At 61.6% G+C, this 19803-nt stretch carries 20 protein-coding genes and 1 other RNA gene; 11 read left to right on the forward strand and 10 right to left on the reverse strand.

What is annotated here, in order from left to right; genetic code table 11:
* Positions 1–100 precede the first annotated feature (100 nt).
* Positions 101–688, reverse strand: a complete 588-nt coding sequence (locus Tchar_RS04680) for a hypothetical protein (RefSeq protein WP_144327923.1) — start codon at positions 686–688, stop codon at positions 101–103.
* 97 nt (positions 689–785) lie between these two features.
* The gene (locus Tchar_RS04685; RefSeq protein WP_144327924.1) at positions 786–1412 is read right to left on the reverse strand and encodes a hypothetical protein; all 627 of its coding nucleotides are present in this window, start codon (positions 1410–1412) and stop codon (positions 786–788) included.
* A 138-nt stretch (positions 1413–1550) separates the two neighbouring features.
* Between Tchar_RS04685 and Tchar_RS04690 the strand changes: the two genes are divergently transcribed.
* Positions 1551–2051, forward strand: coding sequence for a vWA domain-containing protein (locus Tchar_RS04690; protein ID WP_144327925.1), 501 nt, complete (start codon positions 1551–1553; stop codon positions 2049–2051).
* Between the two features lie 51 nt (positions 2052–2102).
* Here the strand turns inward: Tchar_RS04690 and Tchar_RS04695 are convergent, their stop codons facing one another.
* The 3 genes from Tchar_RS04695 to Tchar_RS13965 form a co-directional block, all read right to left on the reverse strand.
* Positions 2103–2894 (reverse strand): hypothetical protein, encoded by a 792-nt coding sequence (locus Tchar_RS04695; RefSeq protein ID WP_144327926.1) that lies wholly within the window; start codon positions 2892–2894, stop codon positions 2103–2105.
* Between the two features lie 69 nt (positions 2895–2963).
* Positions 2964–4139 carry a hypothetical protein gene (locus Tchar_RS04700; RefSeq protein WP_144327927.1) on the reverse strand — a complete coding sequence of 392 codons (1176 nt, stop codon included), beginning with the start codon at positions 4137–4139 and terminating at the stop codon, positions 2964–2966.
* Positions 4123–4314, reverse strand: coding sequence for a hypothetical protein (locus tag Tchar_RS13965; protein WP_236640231.1), 192 nt, complete (start codon positions 4312–4314; stop codon positions 4123–4125). The genes Tchar_RS04700 and Tchar_RS13965 overlap by 17 nt, the downstream gene beginning before the upstream one ends.
* A gap of 1315 nt (positions 4315–5629) precedes the next feature.
* Between Tchar_RS13965 and Tchar_RS04710 the strand changes: the two genes are divergently transcribed.
* The 7 genes from Tchar_RS04710 to Tchar_RS04740 all read left to right on the forward strand — a co-directional run bounded on the left by Tchar_RS04710 (position 5630) and on the right by Tchar_RS04740 (position 10292).
* Entirely contained in the window at positions 5630–5905 is a 276-nt protein-coding gene (locus Tchar_RS04710) for a hypothetical protein (RefSeq protein ID WP_144327929.1), read from the forward strand.
* 241 nt (positions 5906–6146) lie between these two features.
* On the forward strand, positions 6147–6755 hold the full coding sequence (locus tag Tchar_RS04715; protein WP_144327930.1) for a hypothetical protein: 609 nt from the start codon (positions 6147–6149) through the stop codon (positions 6753–6755).
* A 48-nt stretch (positions 6756–6803) separates the two neighbouring features.
* Entirely contained in the window at positions 6804–7049 is a 246-nt protein-coding gene (locus Tchar_RS04720) for a helix-turn-helix transcriptional regulator (protein WP_144327931.1), read from the forward strand.
* Complete coding sequence (locus Tchar_RS04725; RefSeq protein ID WP_144327932.1) at positions 7030–7308, forward strand: hypothetical protein; 279 nt, start codon at positions 7030–7032, stop codon at positions 7306–7308. Before Tchar_RS04720 ends, Tchar_RS04725 begins: the two co-directional genes overlap by 20 nt.
* Before the next feature lie 16 nt (positions 7309–7324).
* Positions 7325–7816, forward strand: a complete 492-nt coding sequence (locus Tchar_RS04730) for a hypothetical protein (RefSeq protein ID WP_144327933.1) — start codon at positions 7325–7327, stop codon at positions 7814–7816.
* Between the two features lie 28 nt (positions 7817–7844).
* Positions 7845–9947, forward strand: a complete 2103-nt coding sequence (locus Tchar_RS04735; protein ID WP_144327934.1) for a DEAD/DEAH box helicase — start codon at positions 7845–7847, stop codon at positions 9945–9947.
* A gap of 66 nt (positions 9948–10013) precedes the next feature.
* Positions 10014–10292, forward strand: a complete 279-nt coding sequence (locus tag Tchar_RS04740) for a hypothetical protein (RefSeq protein ID WP_144327935.1) — start codon at positions 10014–10016, stop codon at positions 10290–10292.
* Between the two features lie 60 nt (positions 10293–10352).
* On the opposite strand, the gene Tchar_RS04745 is transcribed toward Tchar_RS04740, so the two are convergent.
* The 5 genes from Tchar_RS04745 to ompA form a co-directional block, all read right to left on the reverse strand.
* Positions 10353–11528: a tyrosine-type recombinase/integrase gene (locus Tchar_RS04745; RefSeq protein ID WP_144327936.1), complete on the reverse strand. Its 1176-nt coding sequence runs from the start codon at positions 11526–11528 to the stop codon at positions 10353–10355.
* Between the two features lie 190 nt (positions 11529–11718).
* Positions 11719–12094: a transfer-messenger RNA gene (gene ssrA, locus Tchar_RS04750) on the reverse strand.
* 81 nt (positions 12095–12175) lie between these two features.
* A complete protein-coding gene (locus Tchar_RS04755; protein WP_144327937.1) occupies positions 12176–12850 on the reverse strand; it encodes an HAD-IA family hydrolase in 675 nt (224 codons plus the stop codon).
* Complete coding sequence (ubiG, locus tag Tchar_RS04760) at positions 12847–13563, reverse strand: bifunctional 2-polyprenyl-6-hydroxyphenol methylase/3-demethylubiquinol 3-O-methyltransferase UbiG (protein WP_144327953.1); 717 nt, start codon at positions 13561–13563, stop codon at positions 12847–12849. Before ubiG ends, Tchar_RS04755 begins: the two co-directional genes overlap by 4 nt.
* A gap of 190 nt (positions 13564–13753) precedes the next feature.
* Positions 13754–14428: an outer membrane protein OmpA gene (gene ompA, locus Tchar_RS04765; RefSeq protein WP_144327938.1), complete on the reverse strand. Its 675-nt coding sequence runs from the start codon at positions 14426–14428 to the stop codon at positions 13754–13756.
* Between the two features lie 355 nt (positions 14429–14783).
* On the opposite strand from ompA, the gene gyrA reads away from it, so the two are divergent.
* The 3 genes from gyrA to pheA are packed head-to-tail and all read left to right on the forward strand — an operon-like array spanning position 14784 to position 19786.
* Complete coding sequence (gene gyrA, locus Tchar_RS04770; protein WP_144327939.1) at positions 14784–17441, forward strand: DNA gyrase subunit A; 2658 nt, start codon at positions 14784–14786, stop codon at positions 17439–17441.
* A 2-nt stretch (positions 17442–17443) separates the two neighbouring features.
* Positions 17444–18586 (forward strand): 3-phosphoserine/phosphohydroxythreonine transaminase, encoded by a 1143-nt coding sequence (serC, locus tag Tchar_RS04775; RefSeq protein WP_144327940.1) that lies wholly within the window; start codon positions 17444–17446, stop codon positions 18584–18586.
* Between the two features lie 33 nt (positions 18587–18619).
* Complete coding sequence (pheA, locus tag Tchar_RS04780; protein ID WP_144327941.1) at positions 18620–19786, forward strand: prephenate dehydratase; 1167 nt, start codon at positions 18620–18622, stop codon at positions 19784–19786.
* The last annotated feature ends 17 nt before the right edge of the window (positions 19787–19803 follow it).

Genomic DNA, 19803 nt, shown 5'->3' on the forward strand with positions numbered 1-19803 from the left:
GGAGGCGGCATCAAATGCGCAATGGACATGAGAAAGGCGGCCCCGCGCGGTTTGCGCGGGATGCCGCCTCCTTGGGAGTGAAAAAGGGAAGGAAAAGAGGTCAGCCCGCGCGGATCCGCAGCGAGGTGCGGGCGCGGGTGCTCAGATCACGAGCGAGCGTGATGAGGGCGCGCATGACGGCGCGCAGGTGAGAAGCCGCCAGGGCGGCGCGGGGGTCCTGGTGGAGCGCCTGCGGGGCAGCGCGGGACAGCGCTTCGGCGGCGGCGGGGCGCGGCATGATGCCGCCGGTCACTGCCGACGCGACACGCAGCACGACGGCCTCGTCGCAAGCAGTGCGAGCCCGTTCCGTCTCGCATGCCAGCGAGATCGACGCCGCCCTCGCCGCGCGGCGGCGGGCCAGCTTTTCCGAAACAGCCTTTTTGTCAGAAAAAAATATCGCAGCGAGAACCGCGGGAACCGCGGTAATCACACGAAGCAGCTGTGAATGTGAAGCCGCCTCGCCCACAATCGCGACCGCAAGCATCAGTGCAGCGACCGCGGCAGCCGCGAAGAAAGCGTTGATGGCGAGAATCTTGGTGACGGCGCGAAAGCTTGCTCCCACATCTACCATCACGCGTGCAATGAATGCCCCCTCCACCGCCCCCGCTCCGGGGCGGGCGATTGTCAGACGGGCATTCGCTGCGAGCATGTCCGCATTATACGAAATCGCCCGCGCACGCGCAAGCCCGCGCACGCGCGAAGCGGTGCGCGAAGGCCTCTTTTTTGTAACAGTGTGTAACAGCCCGTTACAGCAGGTTGCCGATCAGCAGACCCAAAGCGACCCCGACCCCGGCACCGCCGGCGGCGGCGACAACGGCGAGGGTCTTCGCCGACTCGACTGTCGATTGCTGCTTCTCAAGAAAAGATTTAATGTCTTGTCGCTGATTAGAGAAAAAGCTCGTTACGTCAGTCTTGAGAGCGGCCACCGCTTGCGAGAAAAAACGGTCGCCCGCATTCATCAGCGCGCCGTCCACGCCCTCCATCGCGGCATTTTTTATTCGGTCCGCCCTCGTTTGACTCATGAACTCACTGAAAATTTCGCGTACCGCTGAAGCGGACTCTTCAACAGCCGCACCCTTATTTGCCAAACTCTGACTAGATGTCTTAATCAGCGCGGCGGCTTGTTGCACTTCATCAATTGCGGTCGTTGTGGCTTGCCGAACCTCGTCAATTGAGCTTTTAACGCTCTCTTTAAATGTATCAACGACCCCTCGCTGGAAATTTTCTGTAAGATTTCCGTGTTTGACGACAGAAATTTGCGCCACCATCGCGGCCACGGTCCACGCGGGATCGGCTTCATCAATTTCGGCGGCGCGCTTTTTGATTTCCTCGTCAGAAATTTGCTCAAGAACGATGGACTTCATCGACTTCATCGGCTACATCTCCGGGTTGGGTTGCGTTACGTTAGATTAGAGGTTTCGGAAGAAATAATTCTCCCGACGCCTCTACATCCTGCGGATCCACAAAACCTCAACGATTTGCGAAAGCATTATGCGATTTGCGAAAGCATTATGAAAACCGATCATCACGCTCTTTTGGAGTCAATTCAGTCAGCTATTTTGAGCTGCGGCACACAAGAAGCCGCGCGCATCATTTTTTCGCAGGGTTATGGCTTGTCAGACGCACTATTTTTTCTGACGGATACTGGCGAGCTGACGTGGAAACAGGCGATTGCCGCGATTCAGGCCGCAACAAATTGCGCTTTTACTGACGCGGAAATTGCGCGCGCCATCGAAGCGGTCATTAGCAGGGTTATCGGACGCGGGGACGACGCGAAAGCAAGAGCAATCGCGATTCTGATGACTGCGCGGGAAGAGAATTTGCGCGAAATGACGCTCGATGAGATTGCGCGCTACTATGCAGCCGTTGCCGGCCTGGGGGTCGACTTGTCAGACGATGAAATCGTCGACGACTTGATTAACGCAATGGGTGTATCACGCGAGCAAGCGATAGACGCGCTCGAATTTTTGCGCGAAGAGCGCGATCGAGAGCAAAGTCGACTTGCCCATTGAATAAAAAATCAAATCCCCGCCTAGGCGGGGATTGCTTTTGGTCGGGTTGATTTAGTGTAGCAGCGGTTCCGGCGCACGCAGCCGCCCCATCGAGATGTCCTCTTGGCTGATGAAGTTGTTTTCCAGCACTGGCGACAGCGCTTGCCGGGCGCCGGCGAGGAAGCGACGGATGTACAGCGACATGACCGGCATGTTTTGTCGCGCGCACAACTCGGAAATCCGCGCTTCGGCTTGGTCCTGGACATAGCGAATCGCCTGCTGTCCGGGCAGCGCCGGGAACGCGGCGATGCTGACCGCGCGGGTCTGCTCATGCGCGACCACCGCGTCTTGAATGCGCTGCAGCAGCGTCGGCGCCTTCGTCGCCCCGGGGAGGAACTCTTGTGCAAGCAAGAGCGTGTTGCGGGCGTTCTTGCCTACTCCGTCAAACGCAATCTCGACCGCCCGGTCGATCGAGCGCTGTTCTGTGCCGCAGGAAATGACGGCATGGATCCTCGCCTCTCCGTGCATCAGCATACTCGTGAACACCTCCGGGTCTTTGTCCAGCGTCTGCCCAGCCCCCGCCGGAAGATTGATCACCATGACTTCGGCATCTTCACTGATGCCCTCTTGCACGACGCGGTCGAGGTCGAGCAGCGCGTCTGCGTAGCCGTCGGGGTTGGCGAGGCTCAGCTCAATGACGCGCTCGCAGTGCTTGCCCATGCGCGCGGCTACGTCCCGGTTGGAGAGATCCCCCTCGATCAGCCACGTCCGCTTGCCGGACAGCAGCGCGAGATCGACGAGCGCGTTGGAGACCATCGACTTACCGATGCCGCCCTTTTCACCATGCGAAATAAAGATGTCCACAGAAAGCTCCTTTCAGGAAGAGAAAGAGGAAAGAACACACACCCTCTACAGAGGAACCGCGAGAAATATTCACTTGCCGGCAACCACCTCCCACATCCCGAAATTGAACACATTGCTGACGCCGGAGAACCTGCCGGTGAGATGGGGGTTGTCCTGAAGCTTAGAGAGCAGGCGGTCCGGAATCTGGAAAACGTTCATTTCTATCTGTATGCACGCGAGCAGGCGGCGCCAGTTTTCTCGCGCCATCAGTAAACGATCCACCAGGGCGTCTTCGGCGTGATTCTGATATTGGCTGATCAGTGCGGGATCAACAGACTTGCCATCCCTGGCCGCCTGCCGAAAGATTTCAATCTGTGCCGCGAGACCGCGCTGGATGTTTCTCGCGATTTCACGGGTTTGCTGTGGCGTCCAGCGGGTGAAGAACCCTTGCCCGCCTTGGCCGATGCCACGCTCTTGCAGGTGTTGCATGAGCAGCGCGCGCACCTCCGGCGGGAACTGGAAAGCCTTCCCCGACGACTTCCAGTTGACCTCATTGACCACCTGCACCGCCGGCGGCACGACCTCGAAAGGCAGATCCTCGCCATCGATCGGGTCACAGAAACGCGGCTCCAGCGGCCCTTGCAGCACCGGATGCACGGGCCACGGCTCGGGCACGAGGAAGGTCTGAATCCCTTCGGAGAGCTTTTCCCGGGCCGCGCGCTCGGCCCGACGGCGTTCCTCGGCAGCGCGCTTTTCTGCCAGGGCGTCCGGTGACGGCGCGTAAGCCGAACGGGGCGCGGCCACCGGGGCCGGCGCGGGCGCGACGCTCGCAGAAGCCACTACCGGCGCGGCCGCCGCCACGGCGGGAGCCGGCACGGGCGCGGAGGCAGGAGCCGGGAAAGCAAAAGAAGCGGCAGGGCCCGGAGCCGGCGAAGCGGTCACCGGCGGGGCCACGGGTGCGGGCGGGGGCGACGCCACAGCGGGAAATGACGCAGCAAGTGCGGCAGCAGGCGAAACCTTGTCCTGCACCACGCCTCTTTTGAGCAAGCGGAAGTAGGCCCGCTCGATCGTTTCTCGCTTGACCCCGTGCAGAGGCGAGCGCGGCGAGCTCGACAGAATCGTCGTGATCGAGCGAATGCTCTTGCCGCTCCTGACCAGATCCTGAATCGCAGGCAGCAGCGCCATCAGCTCTTGGTTGATACGGCTTCGATAGCGGCTTGCCGAATCTTCGGCCAGCTCACGAAGAAAATCATCGTTGGGATTCATGGCAACCTTCCTTGGCAACAGCGCGGCGGAAGAGCTTTTGGACCGCGCGGGCGCCCTTGTCGTCAGCAATTGGCACACCAAGCCGTTGGGACAGCCACGGCATCAAATCGGACCAGGCGGCACCGGCGGCGCGCAAGCGCTCGATTTCCGGCACCAGACGCCGCATCTTGTCCACCTTACTTTCGGTTTTTTCCTCCCGTGACCGATGCCGGAAGAAGCGGCGGCGCAGCGCAACAAGCGACGAGCCACCCAAAACAGGAACGGCAGCACACCCCGCCAGCAAAGCGTCTTGCAGCGTGCAGCCCCGCGCCAGTGCCGCGCGGACGGCGGCGGCGAACTGACGGTTTTGGTCGGCTTTCAGTCTCACCATTCCAGTCTTAAGTCGTTGTTACGTCTTCACTTTGCCGGTTTTTTCCGCTTTTCAGTCGGCTTTCTGCCGTGCCCTGTCATCGTTACTGCGGTACTAAGTCATCACTACGCCGGTGTCTGTCTGTACTATCCGCGGTTTTTATACAGTGTTTTGTCCTTGCTGTCAACTACTGTCGGTTGTCAGTCGTACCTGTCGCGGTGTTTTGACCGTATGTTGACACGCTACGCCTGTTTTCCGTCTTATCAATGTCTTCTTTTAGCCTGTTTTCACCCGGTACTACGTCGTCTTTTTGTCAGTGTTTGTCAGTATCGGGGCAGCGCCCTTGCGGTCACTCGTTCCCGCGAATGTCACCTGTGTCCCGAATACCAGTGCAAGGTAGGGGCGCCAGGCGCTTGTCGCGCCTTCCCGCCCGGTGATTCGCGGCCCCCCGCGGGGGCGGCTCATCAGTCAGGGCACAGCCCCGACACCCCGGTCCCTGAGCGGCGCGCACCTCGCGGGTAGCGTTACGCTGTAACGCCCTTCCCTGTCCCGGCCCGGGGCCGGGGTGCACAAGGCTGCCGGATGTGCCTCGCGCGCCACGGGCCCCTGCCCCCTCTTCTTGCTTTCCTGCTGCCCTACCCCGCCCGTTCCTGTGCACATAGCCGTCGCGCTCAAGCCGCTTGCTGACAAGCTTTCAAAGCTCAAGCACAGCAAAAGCGCTGCGCGAGCGATCTTGCGCGAGACCTTCCGTACTCTCGCCCAAGAAAAAAGCCCCTCTCGGGAGGGGCATGAGGGGAAGGAGGTTTCGATCACCCCCGCAGTGAAGCGGGGAAAGCTAAGCGGTGTCCCCACGCGCTCGGGGATGGACACGTTCACCCCCGCCGGGAGGCGGGGAAGCCCGATAGCCGATTGAGGTCGAGTTAGACATATCGTCCACCCCCGCTACGCGGGGAAGCCAGATCTCAACCGGCGCACGAATTTTAGCACAGCCGAAACACACCTGCAAGCCCTGGCGGGCACCGGGCCCGCGGTTATTTCTTCCCGTTCCTCTACCTGATGTGCGGCGGACGGCGTGTCAACGTCTCTGCGCGCGTGCCGCGTGCCGCACGCACAGTTCGTTCAAAACAACAGGAGCTTCATCATGACCACACCGTCCGTCGTCAACGTCTTTCACGTCGAACAAAAATCGGTCCTCGCGGCATTTCTTTTGACATTCTTTTTCGGCCCGCTGGGCCTGCTCTACGCGACCGTCACCGGCGGCGTGATCATGATCGCGGCTTTTCTCGCAATCGGCGTGTTGAGCTTTTTGACCCTCGGCATGGCCTCGATTCTCGTGCTACCCGCCTGGATTATTTGTGTTGTGTGGGGCGTCATGGCGGCGAGCAAAGCGAAGCCGCGCGTGATCGAGTGGCGTTAAGCCTCATGTCTTACAGCACCGCGTCCGCGAGCAGGCGCGAAGCGCACGAGCGCTACATCACGCACTCGCTCCAGTGCCCCCGCTGCACTGCGGCGGGCCAAGGCTACGGGGTGCGATGTCCCGAGGGCGAGGCGCTGTGGCGCGCGTATTTCGAGTTTTTTGTGAAAGAGGGTTTGCCACAGTTGCCACGAAACTGGTGGAACATAGACGGGAACATAGACGAAAACGAAAGGAGTTCATCATGAAAAAGCACATCATCGCACTTGCGCTTACTGTCAGTGCAGCTGCTGTTAACGCGGGCGCAGCCGTGTCGTTTTATTGCAACGGTTATTATCCCGCGGGACGTGTGACGCTTTCAATTTCAGACGCCGGTCATCCAGGTTTTGTGGCCGTCGTTGCCGAAGCCCAATCCGGTGAAGGCGGCGCATTTCTTTCATCTAGCGGCGAATGGGTTTACGACCGCATGCCTTGGCGGCATGAATACCAAGAATTCGCTTCGCTACCGGCGTCGATATCGATTGATTTTTGCATTCCAGCGATGACGTATGAAGAGTACGGTGGTGAACGTCTTAGCTGCAACGCATCTATGACATCGGCTTTTTCCGCCGGCGCGAAGTTATGGGTGACATGGGGCGCCTTAACGCCCGAAATTCAGGCGGATGTCGATCAGCGCGAGGCGACGTTCCAGGCACGCAATGCGCGCTTGATTGCCGCAGGCAAAGAGCCGCGCACCTTTGATAAACAGCGCTGGATCGAGTCCGCCATTTTGCGTGATGCCCGCCAAAAGAATGCTCAGTATGTCGGCGAGGTTCCCTACATTGATTGCACGCCGCCGGATTATGGTAGCTAAAAAGAGCGGAAATAGGGCGCGATATTTCTTCCCGTTCCTCTATACAGCATGAACGCAACACCAGCACAAGACTTCAGTCGTCTGCTCACCGCACAGCGCGCAGGGTTCGATGACTTCCTTTTACGCCCGCATGAAGTGCGGGCGATTCTCGGCGTCTCAAAAAGCACGCTCTACCGCATGATCGAGCGAGGCGAATTGCCGCCACCGCAGACGATCAGCCTGCGGTGTGTTGGTTGGCGGCGGTCGGTTATCGAGAAAAAGCTCGGGGCAGCATATGAAAACGCTCGTGATTGACGGCATGTTTCGTCTACGCGTACCGTCACATGTTCACTTTAGCGATGGCGACCTGGACACGATCAAGCGCGATATTGCCGCGATCTTGGACGAAACACTTTCGATGAAAAGCGCACGCATCGCGCTTGCCAATCTACGTTTTACGCTTGAACGGGCTCAAATTGAGCCAGCCGAGATAGAGCTTTTTGCTCAGCAACTTTTTGCTTATCGCGCTTCGCTGACTTCGCGCGCTTCGCTGACTTCGCTGATTTATTCGTAACGCAAGGAGCGTAAAAGTGAGAGCGATAAAATCCGCCAAGGTCGTTATTTGTTTTCTGACGGCCCTTTTTTTCGGTTTGCCTGCTTTCGCCGAAAGCAGGGACGACATAGGTGGCCGCGTAACCGTGGGAGTGCACATTGCAAGCGTTCACTCTTCCGCGGGCTTCAACAATTTTAATCCAGGTCTGTACATAAAGAGTAAAGAAGGGTGGACTGGGGGATTTTATCGAAATTCCGTGAGAAAAATGTCTTTCTACGCCGGCAAGCACTTTGAGGCCGAAAGCGAGAGCGGGAGGCTGGCTATTGGTCTAACCCTCGGCTTCGTCACGGGTTACACGGGTTACGATGATATTGCCAGAATTTCTAGGGGCAAACTGACGCTTTTAGCAGTTCCCTCAATCCGGGTCTCCATTGCAGATGATGTTTCACTTCGCGCCGGGATCATTCCGAATATCGGCGGAATCGTGGGGTCAAGCGTGATCCATTTTGCTCTCGAAAAGTCCTTTTGACTTTCTCTCTTGAAAAGGAAGTTGAAAAATGAAGACTTTCAAAATCGATCATCAGCGCGGGCGCTTCATTTTTCTCGTGGACTACGAGCACAAAGACTTTGCTAAAAGCTCGGGTTTTTCCTGGGATCGTGACTTAAAGGTTTGGTGGAGTACATCTAGCGATTGCGTGGAACGCGCGCTCAACATTCCGGGTATCACAGTCAAGCTGAGCGATTCAGCGCAAGCCGCACTGGAAAAAGCCAAGGAAAGCCGCGAGCTTTCTCGCGCGGCGGCGCTTGACAACCCTTCGATTAAAATTCCGGCGCCAGACGGTTTGAATTATCTGCCCTACCAAAAAGCCGGCATCGCTTACGCGATGGGGCGCACATCGACGCTCATCGCTGACGAAATGGGGCTTGGAAAAACGGTGCAGGCGATAGGCGTCATCAATGCCGACCAAAGCATCAAGTCGGCGCTTGTGATCGTTCCTGCCTCTTTGAAATACAACTGGCGACGCGAAGCAGAAAAGTGGCTCGCCCGCGACCTGACCGTTGGCATCGCCGACGGCAAAAACTTCCCCGACACGAATATCGTCATTTGCAATTTTGAACAAGTCAAGAAGTTCAATACGGAGATCAAATCTCGCACGTGGGACGCGCTCATCGTTGACGAGGCGCACTACCTCAAAAATTCCAAAGCGGAGCGCACAAAACTAATTCTCGGCGATCAAGAGCACGCGCCGATTAAGGCCGGTCGAAAGATTTTTCTGACCGGAACACCGATTCTGAATCGTCCGATCGAGCTGTGGCCGCTCGTGCACGCCATCGATCCCAACGGGCTGGGCAGGAGCTGGAAATACTTTGCAATGCGCTACTGTGATGCACAGCAAACCCGATGGGGTTGGGATACGTCGGGCGCGTCGAATTTGCCCGAACTGCAGCAGCGCATGCGCGAGTCGTTTATGGTTCGGCGTCTCAAGGCGGACGTGTTGCAGGAGCTTCCGGACAAGCGTCGCAACGTCTTCGTGATCGAGCCCGACGGTAAAGTGCGGGATTTACTCAAGCAAGAGTCAGAAATCGCACAAGCGATGGACGATGCAGCCGCCGCGACTGCAAAAGAAATCGCGCGGGCGGAAATCGAGGGCGACATGGAGACATTTCAGAAGGGCATTCATGCACTCAAAGACGGACTCAAGCCGCAATTTGATCAGATGTCAAAAGTTCGGCACGCGCTCGCCATGGCGAAAGTGGAGCCGGTGATTTCTTGGATCAGGGATCAGGAGCCGGAAAAGCTAGTCGTCATGTGTCATCACAAAGAAGTCGCCGAAGCGATTGCGAAGGAATTTGGTCCTGAGGCCGTTTGTGTAACGGGCGAAACGTCTATTGCGAACCGCGACGCTGCGGTTCAAAAATTCCAAAATACCAAGGATGTGAAACTGTTTGTCGGCACAATCGGCGCCGCAGGGGTTGGCTTAACACTTACAGCCGCATCCGACATTGCGTTCGCCGAGATGGACTGGACACCCGGGAAAGTGTTGCAGGCTGAAGACCGCGTGCACCGCATCGGGCAGAAAAACGCTGTCAATGTCACTTATCTCGTTTTTGACGGCACGCTGGAATCGCATATCGCGAAAACCATGGCGCACAAGATCGACGTGATTTCGCAGGGTCTTGACAAAGAAGGGGAAATTGACCTCAGCGCGATCCCCATTCAGCAAGGCCAGCAGCAACGCGGCAGCACCGCGATTCAGTTGCTCAGCCGATTCAGTGCCGCCGGTAATGATGAAAAAATCGCGCAGCGCAAAGCAGAAAACGAACGCATTGCCGCGCGCATTACGTCGGAGCAAATTCAAGTCGTACACAGCGCAATCAAATCAATTGCCGAAGCAGACCGCGACCGGGCACTCGCGAAAAACGACCGGGGGTTTTCGAAAGCGGATTCGGAGTTTGGTCACGAGCTTGCGTCCGCCGAAACGCTCACGCCGCGGCAGGCCGCGGTTGCCGCTCGGCTTGCATACCGCTATCGCGCGCAGCTTGACGCTGACACCGTTGAAAAAATCAAGGAGGTGCTGGATTTTGGCAAAGAGCAGCCGCAGGCGGTTGAAAAGCCTCGCGGCAAGCAAAAGGCGGCGGAAGTGGAGATGGATTTCTGACGGAGTTCATCATGGGACATGGACTCGAAAGCGATGAGTACATCGCGCAAATGAAAAGAGTCTGGGGTGGGTGTGCGCCCGTCGAAAATCTTTGTGATCGAGTTCGCCGGCAAAGGCGACCCGTTTTTCGGCGGGGATGCAAGCGACCGGATTCTGTGCAAAGACGGGGTTTTCCGTGAAGCGCCCGCCGAGCTTGACAAAGCCGCATTCAGGACGATCGAGGAAGCGCGGGATGCAGCAGTGAAGGCATTAAATCGCCGGGAAAATGCAGTGCTTGGCGCGATACCGGTTTGGGAAAAAGAAAAGGTGAAAGAAAAGCGTAAAGGTTGGGATTTGGAATTGTAAAATTCAACGGCATCAGGGGGCTTCGGCCCCCTCTTCTTGCTTTCCAGCCCACCCCCAGCCTCACCGACCCTCACGCAGCCCATCCAGATAGTCCGCCCACGCCTGCATCATGCACCGGCGCTCGTCCAGGTACTTCGTGCGGTTGTAAGCACGCCCGAGCGGGTCGGGCACGCTGTGGGCAAGCTGGTGTTCGATCACTTCGGGGGCAAAGCCCAGGCGCTCAGCGAGCAGCGTGCGCGCCACCGCCCGCCAGCCGTGGCCGGTGAGTTCCGTCTTGGTGTCGATGCCAAGCCGCCGCAGCAAGGCGTTGACGGCCATGTCGCTCATCGGTCGGTCACGGCTTCGCTCGTTGGGGAAGGCCCATTCGCCGCGCCCCGTGACGGCGTGCAGATCGCGCAGCAAGGCCAAGGCTTGGCGAGAGAGCGGCACCAGGTGTTCGACGCCGGTTTTGCTCGCGGTGTAGCGCCACTCGGCGCGCTCGAAGTCGACATCCGACCAGCGCATCGTTCGCAACTCGCCCGGACGCACGAAGACGTAGGGCATGAGGCGCACGGCGGTGACGACCGGGAAAGTGCCTTTGGCCGCGTCGAGCATGCGCAGGATTTCGCCGACGGTCTTGGGGTCGGTTGGAGCGGGGAAGTGGCGAACGGGGGGCGTCATGAGCGCGCCGGCCAGCGCCGCTGTCGGATCCATCGTCGCGCGGCCTGTCGCGACGGCGTAACGCGCGACTTGGCCGATGTATTGCTTGACGCGATGGGCGGTTTCCACCGCCCCGCGCGACTCAATCCGGCGCAAGAGCGCCAGCACTTCCGGCGGGGTGATGTCGGCCACGGGGCGCTGCCCGATGACGGGCAGCACGTCTGTTTCGATGCGTCGCCAGATCAGCAGCCCGTAGTCGGGCGTCCACTTGCTACGGTTGCGCTCCCACCACTCGCGGGCGATGGCCTCGAAGGTGTTGTGCGCGGCTTCTTTGTCCTCGCGCCGCGCTTGTGAGGGGTCGATGCCTTGGGCCAGGAGCTTGCGCGCTTCGTCGCGCCGCTCACGGGCATCGCGCAGGCTGACATCGGGATAGGCCCCGAGGCCCAGCATCTTCTCTTTACCGCCGAAGCGGTAGCGAAACCGCCAGAGCTTGGAGCCGTTGGGGTTGACGAGCAGCGCCAGGCCCCGCTCGTCGGTGAGTTTGTAGGGCTTGTCCAGTGGACGCGCCGTCCGGATCTTGGTGTCGCTCAGTGCCATGGTGTCTCCCGTACCCTTGGAGGTCGTACCCGCAGGGTCGGATGATACCCGCGCCCATACCCACATTCAAAACGGGATGCAGTGGCACCGCGCGGGACTTTGTGAGACCAAAAAAGCGCGGTAAATCAGCGACTTAGCAATGAAAAACCCCGCAGGGCGAACCATGCGGGGTACTGTGAAACTTATCTGGTGGTGGAGCTGGGGGGAGTCGAACCCCCGTCCGCAGGCCTTCTTCGCGCAGTTCTACATGTGTAGCCGTCTGTTTGAGGTCTCACCCAGGCGGTTGCGCAGCGGCACGCCACTGCCTGGGCCAGCAACCTGGAATCTCATCCCGTGGCAGGTTGCCCACCGCGAGACCAGCCGATGCAGATGCCCTTGCTGCCGGAAGGTCTTTCAACCCCCGCGGCCCGGCCTATCGGCCGACCGGTGCAAGGCTCGCCGAATCAGGCGGCGAGAGCGAAACGTTCGTCGTTCGCAGTTACTTTTTTGCTGTCGTTTTACGAGGTCACAGCACCTCGACATGCCCTGCTGCGAGCCCGTACCCACGTCGAAACCAGTACAGCCCCGTATGACCTTAGTTTAAGGCACTTCGGAAAAGTTCAACCCTTCGGGCCTGCCGAGGCCTGGCCCGTGGCGGTGGCCCGCCACTACCGCACTGCCAGAGCGTCTAAAAGTTCCAGCGGCGTCTCGATGATGAGGTCGGCCCCCCAGGTAGTGACATCGGCGTCCACGCCCAGGTAGCCGTAACGTACCGCCACGGTGGGCATACCGGCGGCGCGCCCAGCGACGATGTCACGCTCGTCATCACCCACATACACGCATACCTGGGGAGCCAGGCCCAGGCGGCGAGCCGCCTCCAGCAGCGGCGCCGGGTGCGGCTTGGCGTGCGGGGTGGTGTCGCCGCCGACGACGGTGGCAGCGTCTGCCAGCTCAGGCAGCGCCGCGGTCAAGGGCAACGCGAATCGCTCCACCTTGTTGGTGACGATGCCCCACGGCACACCGGCGCGACGCAGGCCATCGAGCAACGCGGGCACACCGTCGAACGGTCGGGTGCGCCGCAGCATCACCTGCGCGTATGTCTCCAGATACTCGCGGCGCAACGGCTCGAACTCCGGGTGTTGCGGTGTGACGCCGAAGGCCGCTTCGATCATGCCGCGCGCGCCGCTGCTGGCACGCGGCCGGTAGAATGCGTCGTCCAACGGCGCCAAGCCGCGGCGCTCACGCATCAGGTTGGCGGCATGCCCCAGGTCGGCGGCGCTGTCCACCAGGGTGCCGTCGAGGTCGAACAAGACGGCACGTACGGTCAGCCGCTGCGCCTTCATGCCGACTCCCGCTGAGTGGCGCACAAATAATTCACACTGGTGTCTTCACACAAACGATAGCGGCGTGTCAGAGGGTTGTAGGTCAAGCCTTTGAAACTCCGTACCTGCAGGCCAGCCCGACGCGCAAACGCCGCCAACTCGCTGGGCCGAATGAACTTGCGATATTCGTGCGTGCCGCGCGGCAGCAAGTGCAGCACATACTCGGCGCCCACGATGGCGAACAAAAACGACTTTGGATTGCGGTTGAGCGTGGAGAAAAAGACCCAGCCGCCGGGCTTGACCAGCGCCGCACATGCCTGCACCACCGAAGCCGGGTCGGGCACGTGTTCTAGCATCTCCATACAGGTGACGACATCGAAGGCCGCCGGCATTTGCGCAGCCAGTGCCTCGGCACTGGTACAGCGGTAGTTGACACCGCTGACCTGTTGCTCCAGCGCGTGTAACTGCGCCACCTTCAGTGGTTTTTCAGCCAAATCGATGCCCAGCACCTGCGCACCCTGGCGGGCCATGGCTTCGGCCAAAATGCCCCCGCCACAACCGACATCGAGCACCTGACGCCCTCGCAACGGCCCCGCCAATCCTTCGATCCAGCCCAGCCGCAGCGGGTTGATCTCGTGTAGGGGGCGGAATTCACTGTCCGGATCCCACCAACGGTGGGCCAGTTCGGAAAACTTGGCCAGTTCGGCCGCATCGGCATTCAACGGCGCTTCCATAAGTGATGCTCCCATAGGGTAATTATCGCCCCTGGCGGCCCGCCCACCGCCTTGGCCAAAAAGAAAAGCCCCGCTTTGGGCGGAGCTTTGGCGCAAAAGCCGGGACCAGATGGGCGCGGCATGAAGAGGGTGCCGCGACGAACGCACCGGGAGCCGATCCCGATGCGCGCCCTTCCGGTGCCAATACCGATCAGCGGGTGCCAACCACTTCCACTTCCACGCGGCGGTTCTTGGCGCGACCTTCACGCGTGCGGTTGTCCGCCACCGGTTGGGTCTCGCCCTTGCCTTCGGTGTAGATACGGTTGGCCTCCACACCCTTGCTGACCAAGTAGGCCTTGACCGCAGCGGCGCGCCGCTCGGACAGCTTCTGGTTGTAGCCCTCTGGCCCGGTGGCATCGGCGTGACCAACGGCAATGACGACCTCGACCTTGATGCCCTTCATCTTCTCGACCAGATCATCCAGACGGGCCTTGCCTTCGGGCTTGAGCACCGCCTTGTCGAAGTCGAAGAAGGTCTCGGCAGCGTAGGTCACCTTGGCCGGTGCAGCCGGAGCCGGAGCCGGAGCCGGCGCGGGGGCCGGGTCGGGCGCCGGCGCCGCCGCAGGAGCCGGGGCAGGTGCTGGAGCCGGCGCGGGGGCCGGAGCAGGAGCAGGAGCAGGAGCCGGGGCAGCGACGATCGCGCCGTCACAACCCTTGGCGGCGGTCGCCGGCGTCCAGCTCGAATTGCGCCAGCACAGCTCGTTGGTGCCGTTCTTCCACACCAAGTCGCCCGTGCCGTTGCGCCAGTTATCGATGGTTTGGGCGCCCGCCCCTGCGCTCATGGCCGCGGTGGCAAACAAGGCCGCAATCTTGCTCCATTTGTTCATTCTGTACCTCTGGGTCTGTGTGGTGGAGGAAAACAACTCAGCAGACCGCGGGGACGAAACCCTGGCCGCCTGTTTATTATTGTGCCATACACGGCGAGTCTGCCAAGCCCCCAGGGGACACGCCGAACGACATTGCCGCGATTCCTCCTTGCGCTTGTCGCAGGAGCGCAAAACGGCGATTCGACATCGGCTCCTGGGGCACGGCCCGCGCGCCTGGCATCGGCGCCCGCCCGGGACGGCACCCGAGTTTCTTACAATAGTTCAGTTTCGTGTGCGTTGAGGCGCACCCTGCCCGCGTATTTTTCACCCCGGCAGCGCGCGTCGCTGTCCCTTCCGCCCTCGGGGCGGCGCGTCCATGACCGCTTTTGCCAAAGAAACCATTCTCGTCAGCCTCGAAGAGGAAATGCGCCGCAGCTACCTCGATTACGCGATGAGCGTGATCGTGGGGCGCGCGCTGCCCGACGCCCGCGACGGCTTGAAGCCGGTACACCGGCGCGTGCTGTACGCGATGCACGAACTGGGCAACGACTGGAACCGCCCGTACAAAAAGTCGGCGCGCATCGTCGGCGACGTCATCGGTAAATACCATCCACACGGCGACAGCGCGGTGTACGACACCATCGTGCGCATGGCGCAAGATTTTTCCTTGCGCCACATGCTGGTCGATGGCCAGGGTAACTTTGGCTCGGTGGATGGCGACGGCGCAGCCGCCATGCGCTACACCGAGATCCGACTGTCCAAGATCGCCCACGAGATGTTGGCCGACATCGACAAGGAAACGGTCGATTTCGGCCCGAATTACGACGGCAGCGAACGCGAGCCGCTGGTCCTGCCGACACGACTGCCCAATTTATTGGTCAACGGGGCGGCCGGCATCGCGGTGGGTATGGCCACCAACATCCCGCCGCACAACCTCAACGAGGTGGTGGACGCCTGCCTGCACCTGCTGGCGCACCCGGACGCCTCGGTGGATGACCTGATGACTTTCATCCCGGCACCCGACTTCCCCACCGCCGGCATCATCTACGGCGTCCAAGGGGTGCGCGAGGGCTACCGCACCGGGCGCGGGCGCGTGGTCATGCGCGCACGCTGCCATTTCGAGGATATCGACCGCGGCCAACGCCAGGCCATCATCGTCGATGAGATTCCCTACCAGGTCAACAAAAAGGTGCTGCTGGAGCGCATCGCCGAGCTGGTGCGCGACAAGCGTATCGAGGGCATCAGCCATATCCAGGACGAATCGGATAAGTCCGGGATGCGGGTGGTCATCGAGCTCAAGCGCGGCGAAGTGCCCGAGGTGGTGCTGAACAACCTGTACAAGCACACGCAGCTACAGGACACCTTTGGCATCAACATGGTGGCGCTGGTCGACGGCCAGCCCAAACTGTGCAACCTGAAGGAGCTGCTGGAGATATTCTTGCAGCACCGGCGTGAGGTGGTGACGCGCCGCACGGTGTACGAACTGCGCAAGGCACGCGAGCGCGGCCATGTCCTCGAAGGCCTGGCGGTGGCCCTGGCCAATATCGACGAATTCATCCGCATCATCCGCGAAAGCCCAACCCCCCCGGTGGCCAAGGCCGAGCTGATGGCGCGCCGCTGGGACAGCGCGCTGGTGCGCGCCATGCTCACGCGCACGCGCTCCGACGGCAGCGTGGTCAACGCCGACGACTATCGCCCCGAGGACCTGCCGCGCGACGCCGGCCTGCAAGCCGACGGCCTGTACGCTTTGTCGGAGACCCAGGCGCAAGAGATCCTGCAGATGCGGCTGCAGCGCCTGACCGGCTTGGAGCAGGACAAGATCATCACCGAATACAAAGAGGTGATGGCCCATATCGACGACCTGCTCGACATTCTGGCCCGCCCCGAACGCGTCACCGCCATCATCGCCGAGGAGCTGCGGACCATCCGCGCCGAATTCGGCCAGACCCCCGAAGGCGCACGCCGTAGCCAGATCGAGCACAACGCACAGGAACTCGACACCGAAGACCTGATCACCCCGCAAGACATGGTGGTGACGCTGTCGCACGCGGGCTACATCAAAGCGCAGCCGCTGTCGGAGTACCGTGCGCAGCGCCGCGGCGGGCGCGGCAAGCTGGCCACCGCCACCAAAGAAGACGACTGGATCGACCAGCTCTTCATCGCCAACACGCACGACTGGATCCTGTGCTTTTCCAACCGTGGGCGACTGTACTGGCTCAAAGTGTGGGAAGTGCCCGCCGGCTCGCGCGGCTCGCGCGGGCGCCCCATCGTCAACATGTTCCCGCTGGCCGAGGGCGAAAAGATCACCGTCGTGCTGCCGCTGACGGGTGAATTCCGCAGCTTCCCGCCCGACCACTATGTGTTCATGGCCACCGCCCAGGGTGTGGTCAAGAAGACGGCGCTGGAGGAATTCGCCAACCCGCGCAAGGCGGGCATCATCGCCGTCGATTTGGACGAAGGCGACTATCTGATCGGCGCCGCGCTGACCGACGGACGGCACGACGTGATGCTGTTTTCCGACGGCGGCAAGGCGGTGCGCTTCGATGAGAACGACGTGCGCCCGATGGGGCGCCAGGCGCGCGGCGTCAAGGGCATGACGCTGGAGGAAGGCCAGCGCGTCATCGCCATGCTGGTGGCGGAAGACGAGACGCAAAGCGTGCTGACCGCCACTGAAAACGGCTACGGCAAGCGCACCCCCATCAGCGAGTACACCCGCCACGGCCGTGGTACCAAGGGCATGATCGCCATCCAGCAAAGTGAGCGCAACGGCCGCGTGGTGGCCGCCACGCTGGTGCGCCCGGAAGACGAAATCATGCTGATCACCGACCGCGGCGTGCTGGTGCGCACGCGCGTGGCCGAAATCCGCGAGTTGGGACGCGCCACGCAAGGGGTGACGCTGATCGCACTGGACGAAGGCGACCGCTTGAGCGGTCTGCAACGTATCGCCGATGATGACGCGGCCGCCAGCGAGGACGGCGGCAGCGCCAGCGGCACCGTGGCCGCACCCACCGACGCGAGCGCGTCCGAGGAATGAGCATGGGGCGTCCGTACAACTTTTCTGCGGGTCCGGCCACGATGCCGGAAGCGGTGCTGCAGCAAGCTGCTGCCGAAATGCTGGACTGGCACGGCAGCGGCATGAGCGTGATGGAAATGAGCCACCGCGGTGCGGCCTTCGGCGAGATTCTGGAGCGCGCCGAGCATGATCTGCGCACGCTGCTGGCCATCCCGCCGCATTTTCGGGTCCTGTTTTCGCAAGGCGGAGCGCTGGCGCACAATGCCATCGTGCCCCTGAACCTGGTGGGGCGGCGGCCTGCGCGCGTGATGGACTTCGTGGTCACCGGCGCCTGGAGCCAGAAGTCTGCGCAAGAAGCGGGCCGCTATGGCCAGACGCACGTGGCCGCCAGCACGGCCGACTGCGGCTTCACCACCCTACCCGATCCGGCCTCGTGGCGCCTGAGTGCCGACGCCAGCTATGTGCACCTGTGCAGCAACGAAACCATCCACGGGGTCGAGTTTCACACCCTGCCGGACTTGGCCGCGCTGGGCAGCGACGCACCGCTGGTGATCGATTTTTCCTCGCACGTGCTGTCACGCCCGGTGGATTGGACGCGCGTCGGCCTGGCCTTCGGTGGCGCGCAGAAAAACGTCGGCCCAGCCGGCCTGACGCTGGTGGTGGTGCGCGAAGACTTGCTCGGGCACGCCTTGCCGATTTGCCCCAGCGTGTTCGACTACCGCACGCTGGCGCAGGCGCACTCGATGGCCAACACGCCGCCTACCTATGCCATCTACATCGCTGGACTGGTGTTTCAGTGGGCACTGGCGCAGCGCGAAGGCGAACTCAGCGGTGTCGCGGCCCTGCAGGCACGCAACATTGTCAAGGCGCAGCGCTTGTACGATGCCATCGACCGCTCGTCCCTGTACGTCAACGAAGTCGATCCGGCGTGCCGCTCGCGTATGAACGTGCCGTTTTTTCTGCGCGGTGACGACGGCCAGCCGCTGCGCGATCCAGCGCACCCGCGCAACGTGGCCTTCTTGCGTGGCGCCCAGGAGCGGGGCTTGCTGCAGCTCAAAGGCCACAAGTCGGTGGGCGGCATGCGCGCCAGCCTCTACAACGCGATGCCGATGGCCGGTGTAGAGGCCCTCGTCGACTATCTGCGCGATTTCGAACGGCAAGCCTGAGCCTGCGCTGCCCGCGTTTCCTGACCGCGTGCCATGACCGAGCCCATCCCCCCCGCCACCGCCAATACAACGCCGCAGCGCACCGCCGCAGCCGTGGCGCCGCCGGCCGCGCCGGTGGCCAGCCCGCGCTTGCTGGCGCTGCGCGAGCGCATCGACGCGCTGGATCGCCAACTGTTGGCACTGCTCAATGAGCGAGCGCGGGTGGCCGAGGAAGTCGGCGCCGTCAAACGTGCCGAAGGCTCGCCCTTTTTTCGCCCGGACCGCGCCGCGCAAGTCATTGCCAACCTGCAAGCCCTCAACCCTGGGCCATTGCGCAACGATCACGTGGCCGCCATTTGGCGCGAGATCATGTCGGCGTGTCTGGCGCTGGAGGCGCCGCTGCGGGTGGCGGTGTTGGGGCCGGAGGGAACCTTCTGCGAGCAAGCCGCCATCGACCACTTTGGCAGCGCTGCCGATTTCATCTACTGCCCCAGCTTCGACGAAGTGTTTCACGCCACCGCTGCTGGCACGGCGCAATTCGGCGTGGTCGGGGTCGAGAACTCCACCGAAGGCGTCGTGGCGCGCTCGCTGGATTTGTTCCTGCGCTCACCGGTGCACATCGTCGGTGAGGTCAGCTTGCTGGTGCGGCACAATCTGTTGCGCCAGGAACCCAGCCTGGAAGGTATCGAGGTGGTGATGGCGCACCCGCAAGCGCTGGCCCAGTGCCAGGGCTGGTTGTCCACCCACTTACCGCACGCGGAGCGACGCGCCGTGGCCAGCAATGCCGAAGGCGCCCGCATGGTGACGCAAAACCCAGCCTGGGCCGCCATCGCCAGCGAGCGCGCCGCCGCCCAGTACGCGCTGCACATCGTCGCCCACGCCATTCAGGACGAGGCGTACAACCGCACGCGTTTTGCCGTCATCTGCCTGCCGCAGACGATGGCCATGCCACCGGCCAGCGGTCGCGATTGCACCAGTCTGGTGGTGTCGGTACCCAACCGTCCGGGGGCGGTACACGACCTGCTGCGCCCGCTGAAGGAGCACGGCGTGTCGATGACGCGCTTCGAGTCGCGCCCCGCCAAATCGGGCCAATGGGAGTACTATTTTTTCATCGACATCGCGGGCCATCCCACGCAGCCGCACGTCGCCGCCGCCCTGCAGGAGCTGCAGGGGTTGTGCGCGTTTTACAAAATGCTCGGTGCTTATCCGGTGTCGGAGTGATGCGGCCATGACAACAC

The sequence above is a fragment of the Tepidimonas charontis genome, from assembly GCF_007556685.1.
Lineage (GTDB): Bacteria > Pseudomonadota > Gammaproteobacteria > Burkholderiales > Burkholderiaceae_C > Tepidimonas > Tepidimonas charontis.